The following is a 10,672-nucleotide window of genomic DNA, read 5'->3' as shown; positions in this document are numbered from 1 at the left end:
GTGTCGCACCGCACCGGGCATTTATTACATATCTGAAGCGGTTGCCTGCGGAACACTGCAGTCCGCACAGGCGCGGACCGCAGCGGCTTTTGTGTGCGCAGCGCGCGCTGCGCGCCTCAGAAGCGGTGCGACATGCCCACATACACCTGCGCGTCCGGGGTGCGGTCGTTGAGGCCGAAGTTGGCGCCCACATCCAGCTGCAACAGCGGATTGAGCAGATACGCAGCGGCGATGTCGGCCGAATACTGCTCGATGGTCTGCGCCGGGTCGCGGTTGATCGACGACCACACTTCCACCGCCATCGACAACTTTGCGGTGAGCGGATGCGCCAGGTTGATCGCGTTGACGATGGCGACATGCTTGCCGCTGCCATCGCTGTCGGCCAACCAATCCACCTCGGGCCCGAAGGTCAGCGAGAAACTGTTGGGCAGGACGAAATTGATCGGCAAGGCGACGCCGCCTTCCCACTCGTCGTTGCCCAGGCCGGTGCGCGCGGTCGGTGCCTTGACGAACGGCAGCAACGCCACGCTGGCGGTATCGCTTTCGTAGAAACGCGCCTTCATGCGCAGGAAGATATCGCCGCCGCCGCTCAGGCTGCTGCGCGCGCCGGTGGCGCGGTCGGTGGTCTTGACCTGCAGCTGCGGTGCCCAGTTCAGCTGCAGATCGATGCGGTCGCTGACGCCGTATTTGAGCGTGGGATTGGTGAAGTACGCCGTTTCGACGCGGGTGGCGGGCTGGCTGTCGCGGGTGTAGCTGCCGATATCGGTCTCCAGCTGCCAGGCGCCGGTTGGCACGGTACAGGTGGAATTGGCCTTGGTCGGGCGATCGGTACACAGCGCCGCTTCGGTGGCCTCTTGTGCCTGTGCCTGCAGCGCGAGGCTGCACAGCACGCCGGCCAGGGCGAGGCTCAACAAGGGGACGCGTCGTGCGCGGGTGGAGCGGTGGGAGATGGCAGTCAGCATTGCAGTGGTTTCCATGGCAAGACGCTGGACAGCTCGCGTGAACGGTCAGCGTTGGGGAGGGGGAATGCGCGTGGATGTCGAACGACTGCATGGCCGCCTGATGGCGGCGTGTTGCCAATCGATCTTATAGGCGTCGGCGGGCCTGAAGACGCCGTCGGTGACAAAAGCGGCCTCAACAGTGTGCGGATGTCGCACAGCGTGATGCGAGTCGCTTTTCCACGCCCATCGTGGATGGGGTTACGTGGTGCGAGGACGTGCGCGGTGGCGCGTCATCGGGATCGATCGAGGCATGCGGTCGCCGTGGTGCACCCATCGGTGCGGGAGACGGCACGATACGGAGCAGCGGCATAAAGTCGCTATGCACGCGGCCTGCGCAGGGCGTAAAGCCGGCGCAAAGGCGCTGCGGTGGTGCAGACGCGATGGCCTGGGCGTTGGGCGTGCGTTGCCTGAGCGCAGGCGCGTAAGGCGTCGCCGGATTGCAGCTGCGCGCGTGTCGACCGATCAGCAGGTCAGCCGGGCGCGCCGATGTCGTTGTCCTGCATCGACACGGCAGATCTGCTCACGGCAGCAATGCACGAGCTTGCAGGGATGTTTGAATTGAATATGCCGCTGTGCGGTCGCAGCGCCGATTCGGTGCACCGTACCGTGCCGGCATGCTGCTGCACTTGCGCGCTCGGCAGCAGGGCCGCATTCGAACCGCGCCTCTTGCGAGGCAATCAGAACCGCGGCAATCCGGTCAATGCCCCAACAAAAAACGGACACGCATCCAGCGATGCGTGTCCGTCCAGAGGCAGCGCGCAGGCGCATGCCTTAGTGAAGCGTCACCCTCAGGCGGTCTGTTCGCCGCGCTTGCCAACGCGGTACAGCAGCCAGCCGACCAGGGCGAGGATCGCCAGGCCGAACCATTGGTTGAGCTGCAGGCTGGCCGGCAACGCCAGCACATCGGCACGGCTGGACAGCACGATCGGCACCGCGATGGCGATCCCCATCAACGCCTCGCCGGTGATCAGGCCGGCGGCGAACAGCACGCCCGGGCGGTGCACGCGGTCGCGGCCTTCCTCGTCGTCGGCGCGGATCTTGTGGAAGCGTTCCACCAGATGCGCGATCAGGCCGCCAATGAAGATCGGCACCATCAGCTCCAGCGGCAGGTAGATACCGATCGCCGCCGCCAGCACCGGCACGCGGAAGCGCTTGCCGGTCTTCTTCAGCCATTCGTCCAGCGCGATGATCGCCGCGCCCACGCCGGCACCGATGGCAATCATCGACCACGGCAACTGCCCACCGAACAGGCCCTTGGCGACCGAGGCCATCAGCGTGGCCTGCGGCGCAGCGAGCGAATTTGGATGCTGCGGGGTAGCCGGGCCGATGCCGTAGGCCTGCGCAAGCAGGTTCAGCACCGGTGCCATGATCAGCGCGCAGGAAAACGCGCCGATGCCCAGCATCAATTGCTGCTTCCACGGCGTGGCGCCGACCAGATAACCGGCCTTGAGATCCTGCAGGTTGTCGCCGCCCACCGCTGCCGCGCAGCACACCACCGCGCCGATCATGATCGCCGCCACCGCACCCAGAGGCGCGGCGCCGATGCCGACCGGCACCAGGCCATCCTTGCCCAGCAGCAGCACCAGCACTGCCGAGGCGAACAGGATGGTGGAGATGGTGATACCCGAGACCGGGTTGTTGGACGAACCGATCAAGCCGGCCAGATAGCCGGACACCGACACGAACAGGAAGCCGGCCACGATCATGATGATGGTCATCGGGATCGACACGTGCCACTGCTGCACGATTGCCTGGTACAGGCCCAGCAGCGGCAGGGTGCACAGCACCAGCGCCACCAGCATCCACTTCATCGGCAGGTCGCGTTCGGTCTCGGCAACCACACCGCCACCGCTCTTGCGCGCGGCGGCGAAGCCGCTCTTGACCCCGGACAACAGCGATTTACGCAGCGAGAACAGCGTCCACACGCCGCCGATCAGCATCGCGCCGACACCGAGGTAACGGATCTTCGCGCCCCAGATGCCGAATGCCGTATCGGCCGCCGGCGCGCCGACCAGGCTCTGCGCCAGTGCCGGGTCGCTGCCCATGAAGAACTGCTGGTACAGCGGAATGGCGATATGCCAGGACAGGATCGACCCGGACAGCACCACGATGCCGACATTCAGCCCGACGATGTAGCCCACGCCCAGCAGCGCCGGCGACAGGTTGGTACCCAGATAGCCGACCAGGCGGCTGCTGCCCAGGTAGGTGGCCTGCGCCCAGGTGTCCGGGATCACCCGCAGGCCGCTGGCCGCACCCAGCTTGACCAGCGCACCGATGGCGCCGGACATGGCCAGGATCTTCAGGCCCGGGCCGGGATTCTCGCCGGCCTTGAGCACCTCGGCCGCGGCCTTGCCTTCGGGGAACGGCAGCGGGTCTTCGACGATCATCGAGCGCCGCAGCGGCACCGAGAACAGCACCCCGAGCAACCCGCCCATGCCGGCGATACCGAGCACCCACCAGTACTTGAAGTCCGGCCAATAGCCCATGATCACCAGCGCGGGAATGGTGAAGATCACCCCGGCCGCGATCGACGAACCGGCCGAGGCACCGGTCTGGACGATGTTGTTTTCCAGAATGGTGCCGCCGCCGAGCAGGCGCAGCACGCCCATCGAGACGACCGCGGCCGGAATGGCGGTGGCGATGGTCAGGCCGGCAAACAGGCCCAGATAGGCGTTGGCGGCCGAAAGCACCACCGCCAGCACGATGGCCAGCACGACGGCGCGGAAGGTGAGCTGGCGCGGTTGCGCGTCATGGCTCATTGGGCAGTTCCCCTGTGGCAAAAAATCCGCACCACGCTAGCGCCTACGCAGGGTTCCGTCCAGCTGCGCCGCGGCGTGACAGTGTGCGTGATGTGGCGACTGGAATGCCTGAAGGTGTGTCCACCAGGGCGGCAGGCGTGCATCAACGCGTGCCAGCGGCTGCATCGTCATATCGGGGATCTTCTACCGGTGACGATGCGTCGGCTGCTGCACCGACGCTGGCAGCGTTGGCGCGGCCGTTCGCCGCAGCAGGCGCGCCAGCCACACTGGCTCAATGAAAATCGCGCGAGGGCAGCTGCATGTCGCCGAGCAGGTCGCTGAGGTCGTGCAGGTCGCCGGCGATCAGGTGCTCCACGCCGTCCACGCGTTCCCAGCGGCCACGCACGGCCAGCAGGCGCGATTCCAGCAGTGCGCGGCGGCGGCGCAGCGCCAGGTGCGACCAGACGATGACGTTGATCATGCCGTGCTCGTCTTCCAGGGTGACGAAGATGGTGCCCTTGGCAGTGGCCGGGCGCTGGCGCTGGGTGACCAGGCCGGCGACATGCACGCCGCTGCCGTGGCGGCGGCCCTGCAATTCGCGCAGGCCGAGGATGCGCCGTTGCCGCATCTGCGGGCGCAGCAGCGCCATCGGATGCTGGCGCAGACTCAGGCCGACCGAACGGTAATCGGCCAGGATCTCCTCGCCTGCGCGCGGTGCTTCAAACTCCACCACGCGTTCCTGCGGGCTGCCCGGCAGCAGCGGCCGGCGTGCTTCCACGCCGGCCATCGCCCAGCGCGCGGCATTGCGATTGCCGACCATGCCCTGCAGGGCGCCGGCTTCGGCCAATGCCAGGCGTGCCTTTTCGTCGAGCGCGGCGCGCAGACACAGATCGCCGATATCGGCGAAGGCCCGCTGCGCGCGCGTGGCGACAATGCGATTGGCTACCACCTCCGATAACCCGGCGACCTGGCGCATGCCCAGCCGGATCGCCGGTTGTTCGCCAGGGTCTTGGTCGCTGCGCCAGGGCCGGCCACCGACCAGCGTGTTGTCCCAATCGCTGTGCAGCACGTCCACCGGCAACACCTCCACGCGCGCGCGCTCGGCACTGCCGCGGCGCGCGTCCTGCACGATCTGGCTGGCCGAGTAGAAACCCATCGGCTGCGCATTGAGCAGCCCGCAGGCGAAGGCCGCCGGCTCGTGGCGCTTGAGCCAGCAACTGGCGTAGACAAGCTTGGCGAACGAGGCGGCGTGGCTTTGCGGGAAGCCGTAGGAACCGAAGCCCTTGATCTGCTCGAAGATCTGGTCGATGAAGGTGGAGGCGTAGCCTTTGCCCTGCATGCGCTCACGCACCCGCGTACGGTGCTGTTCCATATCGCCGCCGCGCCGCCAGGCCGCCATCGAGCGACGTAGATTGTCCGCTTCGCTCTCGGTGTAATCGGCAGCGTGCATCAGCAGTTCCATCACCTGTTCCTGGAACAGCGGCACACCGAGCGTCGGCTTGAGGATGTCCTCCACCTCCGGCGAGGGATAGTTCACCTCCTCGCGGCCCTGCCGCCTGCGCAGATACGGATGCACCATATCGCCCTGGATCGGGCCGGGGCGCACGATCGCCACTTCGATCACCAGGTCGTAGAACACCGCAGGCTTGAGCCGCGGCAGCATCGCCATCTGCGCGCGCGATTCGATCTGGAATACGCCCACGGTATCGGCGCGCTGGATCATCCTGTAGGTCGGCGCATCCTCGCCCGGCAGCGTGGCGATGCTGTAATCGCGCCCACGATGCCCGCGCACCAGCTCCAGCGTCTTGCGGATGCAGGTCAGCATGCCCAGCGCCAGGCAATCGACCTTGAGCAGCTTCATCGTTTCCAGATCGTCCTTGTCCCACTGGATGATGGTGCGGTCGGCCATGGCCGCGTTTTCCACCGGCACCAGCAGCGACAAGGGTTCATCGGAGATGACGAATCCGCCCACATGCTGCGACAGATGGCGCGGGTGATCGCGCAGGTGTTCGGTCACGACGAGGACCTTGTTGATCAGCGGGTTGGCCAGGTCGAACCCGGCCTCTTCGATGCGCTGTTCCATGGGCGTTTCGCCATTGCCCCAGCCGTAGCAATTGGCCAGCAGCGCGATCTGGTCCGGCGGCAGGCCGAAGGCCTTGGCCACATCGCGCACGGCGCTCTTGCCGCGATAGCAGATCACGGTGGCGGCCAACGCCGCGCGTTCACGCCCGTATTTGTTGTAGACGTACTGCAGCACCTCCTCGCGGCGTTCGTGCTCGAAATCGACGTCGATGTCCGGTGGTTCGTTGCGTTGTTCGGAGAGAAAACGCGCCATCAACAGACGCGTTTCATCCGGGTTGACCGCCGTGATGCCCAATGCATAACACACCGCCGAGTTGGCCGATGAGCCACGGCCCTGGCAGAGAATCTTCTTCGACCGTGCGAACTGCACCACGTCCTGCACGGTGAGAAAGAACGCCTCATACTTCTTGTGCGCGATCAGCGCCAGTTCCTTCTCGATGACGGCGCGTACCTTTGCCGGCGTTCCAGCCGGCCACCGCTCACGCATCCCCTCTTCGGTGAGCTGTCGCAGATAACTCGCCGGCGTATGTCCTTCCGGCACCAGTTCGCGCGGATAGGTGTATTCAAGCCTGGAAATATCGAAGCTGCAGCGCTGCGCCAGGTCCACGGCGGCCTGCAGCAGCGCATCCGGGTAGATGTTGCCCAAGGCCCGCCGCGTGCGCAGATGGCGCTCGCCGTTGCGGAACAGATGCGCGCCGCACTCGGCCAACGGCAAGCCGTGGCGGATGGCGGTCAAGGTGTCCTGCACGATGCGCTCGCGCCGCTGCGCCATGTGCACATCGCCGCTGGCCAGTGCGCTCATGCCCAGTTGTTGCGCCAGCACCTGCAGGGCAAGCAAGCGCGCCGCATCGTCCTGTTCGCGATGCAGCTCCACCGCCAGGAATGCACGCGCGCCGAACACCTGCTGCAACCAGGTGCCCTGCCCGGCCTGCGGCTGCGCACCGGGCAACCACACTGCGAACACGCCGGGCTCCACGCCGCGAAACTGTGCCTCCACCTCGGCACGCCCCAGCCGATAGGCGCCCTTGCTTGCCGCACGCCGCGCGGTGGTGATCAGCGCGCACAGCTGCGGATAGCCGTGCGCGTTTTCCACCAGCAGGACGAAGCGGGTGCCATCGACCAGGGTGAACTCGCTGCCGACGATCAGGCGCACGCCGGTGGCGCGCGAGGCTTCCAGGCCGCGCACGATGCCGGCCAGCGAACACTCGTCGGTGATCGCCAGGGCGCTGTAGCCGCAGTGTTGCGCGCGCGCGAACAACTGCTCCGCGCTGGAGGCGCCACGCAGGAACGAAAAATCCGACAGGCAATGCAGCTCGGCATACGCGGGCAGCCCATCGGCAACCATGGCATGGGCGATATCGTCGTTTGCCGCGCGCAAGCGCGCGGCGACCGTCCAGCCGCGCGGCATGCGCCCACCGGGCGTATCGCGGTCCACGCCATCGACGGCGTCATCCCAGCTCATGCGCGCACGCCGTCAGCCTCGCGCTGCCAGTGCACGGGTTTTCCAGTGCGCTGCAGGTCGATGCGTTGCCGTTGCCGCTTCGCTGCGCGGCATCGGGCGCCTGCGCCACCGCTGCGGCGACCGGCCCGGCAGGCAGTGCGCCGGTGCTGCAACGGGATGGGGCGGATCATGCAAACCACCCGTGCAGCATCCAGCCATCGACACGGCCTGGTGCGGCAAACACCCAGGCCTGCCGCCCGCGTGCGGTTTCCACCACGTAGTAATCGCGACGCGCCTCGTCGTCGTCCCACCAGCCGCTTTCCAGCCGCTCCGGCCCGGAGACGATGCGCAGCTGGGTCTCGTGCAGGGGCACCGGTTGCGGCAGCAGCCAGGTCGGGCGCGGCGGACGTGGCGGCGCACCGGTTTCGCGCACCGCATCGCCAATGGCGCGCCGCCAGGCGCGTTCCGGGCGCGGGTCGTCGGCCGGCAGTACGCGATACACCGCCTCGTCGCCGAGCCGCGCACGCAGGCGCTCGCGCAGTTGCGGCCACTCCACCGATTGCTGCGCACGCTGATCGAACAGATCGCGCATGGCCGGCACGAACGGCGGCAGCTGCCGCGCCAGCAGGCGCATCGCCACCACCGGCCGCGGGATCTCCACCCGCTCCAGCCGGTTGCGCGCAAGCTCGAACAACAGCGTCGGCGCCCGTTCCGGGGTGAGCAGGCCGATCTCGACATCGGTGGCGCCTTCTTCGTGTTCCAGCCGCAGCAGGAACCGTTGCACGCCGCCATCGCGGATGGACAGGTAGGTGCACAGATCGCCGATCAGGCGCCGTAGCGGGAACAACAGCGCCGGATGCATTTCCACCTCGTAGCCGAGTTCCACCCGCTGGTCGAAGTGATCCGGTGGTGCGTAGCACTCCAGGGGGTCGTCGACCTGGCCGTAGAGGCGGTCCAGATGCTCGAGCAGGCTCGCACCGAACCGCCGGCGCAACCCATCGCGCGGCAACGCGCGCACCGCCGCCAGCGTGCGCACGCCCATGTGCTGCAGGCGCTCACCGGCATCGCCCGGCAACGCGGCGCGGCGTACCGGCACCTGGTCCAGCGTGGCGTGCAAGGCCGGCAACTGCGTCACCACCATGCCATCGCGCAAACCGGCCAGCACACGCGCGGCACGCGGTGTCGGTGCCAGGGCAAGCCGGTGCTGGAAGCCCAAGGCCTGCAGTTCATCGCGCAGCCGACGCTCGAAACGCGGCCACGGCCCGAACAATTGAAAACTGGCGCCGGCCTCCAGCACGATGGCGCGCGACCATTGCTGGCTCACCAGCGAACTGTGCCGGTACGCCCATGCCGCAAGAAACCGCTGGGTGCGCGCCTCGGCCTGCGCCTCGTAGTCGATGGTGCGCACAGTGGCCATCAGCGCATGCGCCGCCGACAGCCGCATGCCGGCTTTCAGGCCGGCGGCGGACGCCGCTGGATTGACCGAATGCAGGCTGCGCAACTGCGCCGGCCCTTCCACCAGCACCAGCGGTGCGTCAGGCTCTTCCAGGCGCCGAAGGACGGCGTCCAGCGCCAGCTGCGGCAGCAAGATGCAGGCCCACAACATGCGCGCGCCTCAATGCGCCAGCCGCAACGGCTGCGACGGGACCTGCCCGCCGCGGCACTTGCGCACCTGCCAGGCATCGCGCTCAGGCAGAAATTCCAGCCGCAGCGCAGCCGGCGATGCATTGACCGCATGCTTGCGATCGCGCAGCGCGAACGCGCAACAGTTGCCGCTGTCGGCGGCGACTTGCAGCCGCCGCAATGCGCGCGCATCGCCGGTCTGCGGCCAGCCCAGTACCGCCGCGCAGGCGCCGCTGCGCAGGCATTGTTCGAACGCCCACAAGGCATCGCGCGGCTCGGCCTGCACCACTTCCAGATGGTCCAGCACCACCCCGCCCGCCTGCCAGGCCGGCGCATAGGGAATGAACGGCGGCGCCACCAGCACCACCCGGCTGCTGGCGCCGGTCATGCGCGCCAGCGTGGGCAACAGCAGCGCGATCTCGCCCACGCCGTGCGCGGGCAGCAGCAACTCGGTCAGTGCCCGCCGCGGCCAGCCGCCATCGGGCAGCAATGCGTCCAGTGCCGCATGCCCGGTGGATTCGCCGCCATGGGCGATGGCGGTGCCGTGACCTGCGCGCCATACCGTGCGTGCGGCCAGCAAGGCGTCCAGCGGCAGGGCGACTGCCGCGTTGCCGTCCTGCCTGATGCGCGCGGGCTCCTGGCTCATCTCAACCCTGCCGGATCAGACCGCAGTACAGCCCTTCGATCGCGAAGTCGGCATCGGCGGCCACCACGATCGGCGCATGCGCGCGGTTGCGCGGCAGCAGGCGGATGCGTTCGGCACCACGCTCCAGCCGCTTGATGGTGATTTCGCCATCCACCCGCGCCACCACGATCTGCCCATCGCGCGCCTCGCTGCTGCGATGCACGCCGACCAGATCGCCGTCCAGGATGCCGTCGTCGATCATCGAATCGCCTTGCACCTGCAGCAGATAGTCCGGGCGCAACGAGAACAGCGCACGGTCCAGCCACAGCTGCCGGTCCAGGCCGATATCCGCCCCGATCGGCACGCCGGCCGCCACCCGCCCCAGCACCGGCAAGGCCAGCAACGCATCGCGCGCGGCGCCGCCCGGCATGCGGATGCCCCGCTTCTGATTGGGCAGCAGCTCGATCAAGCCGGCCTCGGCCAGCGCCTGCACGTGCTTTTGCGCGGCATTGCGCGAGGCGAACCCGAATGCCTGCGCAATCTCGGCCAGGCTGGGCGACACCCCTGCGTGGGCCTGCTCCTGCAGGAAAGCCAGCACGGCCAGACGTTTTGGAGAGAGAGGTTCCATGGGAGTGCAGCGGCCGGACGGGGCAAGGTGTACATTTGTACACCTATCGGTCGCAGCAGGCGAGATTGGCCCGTGCAGGTTGCTGAGCCGCTTCAGCCAGGACCGGCCTGCGCCCGGCCGGATCCGATCCACCGCCGAATCTGGCCGCGCGGGCCGCTGCGCTTGCGCCTGGTTTATCGCGCACGCATCCGTCTGGGATGGCAACAAGCGCACGGCTGCGGTCGCCGGCAAAACCGTCATCGTGCTCAATGGCGCTGCGCTGTCAGCCGACGATCCGGAGCTCTACGGCAGCTACATTGGGCTGGCCGACGGCGTGATTGAAGCACCTGCCTTTGCCGATTGCTTGCGGCCGCCCCTGCACCCCCGGCAGCAGGAGCGGGTCCACCCACCTGCGGCGGACTACCGCCGAGATCACGGCGCAGGCTCACTCTCAAGAACCTTGCTCTCAAGAACCTTGCTCTGAAGAACCTCGGGGCGCTGGGACATCGCGTGTGACCAGGCGCCCGCCCTCTCGTCGGGTGCCCGAGACGGCAG

General features: G+C 67.7%; 7 protein-coding genes. 1 reads left to right on the top strand and 6 read right to left on the bottom strand.

The annotated features are described in order from the left end of the window. Positions 1–116: 116 nt before the first annotated feature. From CPBF1521_RS06150 to lexA, 6 genes are all read right to left on the bottom strand, one after another. Positions 117–962: a transporter gene (locus CPBF1521_RS06150; RefSeq protein WP_370659363.1), complete on the bottom strand. Its 846-nt coding sequence runs from the start codon at positions 960–962 to the stop codon at positions 117–119. Positions 963–1,789: 827 nt separating this feature from the next. After that, positions 1,790–3,760, bottom strand: coding sequence for an OPT family oligopeptide transporter (locus tag CPBF1521_RS06145; RefSeq protein WP_104582397.1), 1,971 nt, complete (start codon positions 3,758–3,760; stop codon positions 1,790–1,792). 271 nt (positions 3,761–4,031) lie between these two features. Then, positions 4,032–7,283 carry an error-prone DNA polymerase gene (locus CPBF1521_RS06140; protein ID WP_181901108.1) on the bottom strand — a complete coding sequence of 1,084 codons (3,252 nt, stop codon included), beginning with the start codon at positions 7,281–7,283 and terminating at the stop codon, positions 4,032–4,034. Positions 7,284–7,449: 166 nt separating this feature from the next. Next, positions 7,450–8,868 carry a Y-family DNA polymerase gene (locus CPBF1521_RS06135; protein ID WP_115676343.1) on the bottom strand — a complete coding sequence of 473 codons (1,419 nt, stop codon included), beginning with the start codon at positions 8,866–8,868 and terminating at the stop codon, positions 7,450–7,452. A 9-nt stretch (positions 8,869–8,877) separates the two neighbouring features. Further along, a complete protein-coding gene (imuA, locus tag CPBF1521_RS06130) occupies positions 8,878–9,531 on the bottom strand; it encodes a translesion DNA synthesis-associated protein ImuA (protein WP_164739239.1) in 654 nt (217 codons plus the stop codon). A 1-nt stretch (position 9,532) separates the two neighbouring features. Then, the gene (gene lexA, locus CPBF1521_RS06125) at positions 9,533–10,138 is read right to left on the bottom strand and encodes a transcriptional repressor LexA (protein ID WP_115676342.1); all 606 of its coding nucleotides are present in this window, start codon (positions 10,136–10,138) and stop codon (positions 9,533–9,535) included. Between the two features lie 79 nt (positions 10,139–10,217). Here lexA and CPBF1521_RS21460 point away from each other — a divergent pair, with 79 nt between their 5' ends. Continuing rightward, positions 10,218–10,601, top strand: coding sequence for a hypothetical protein (locus tag CPBF1521_RS21460; protein ID WP_181901107.1), 384 nt, complete (start codon positions 10,218–10,220; stop codon positions 10,599–10,601). Positions 10,602–10,672: the final 71 nt, after the last annotated feature.

It is taken from the genome of Xanthomonas euroxanthea (assembly GCF_900476395.1).
In the GTDB taxonomy this organism is placed as follows: domain Bacteria; phylum Pseudomonadota; class Gammaproteobacteria; order Xanthomonadales; family Xanthomonadaceae; genus Xanthomonas; species Xanthomonas euroxanthea.
The sequence above is the reverse complement of the archived record's forward strand: the minus strand, read 5'-3'. Positions and strand labels throughout refer to the sequence as shown.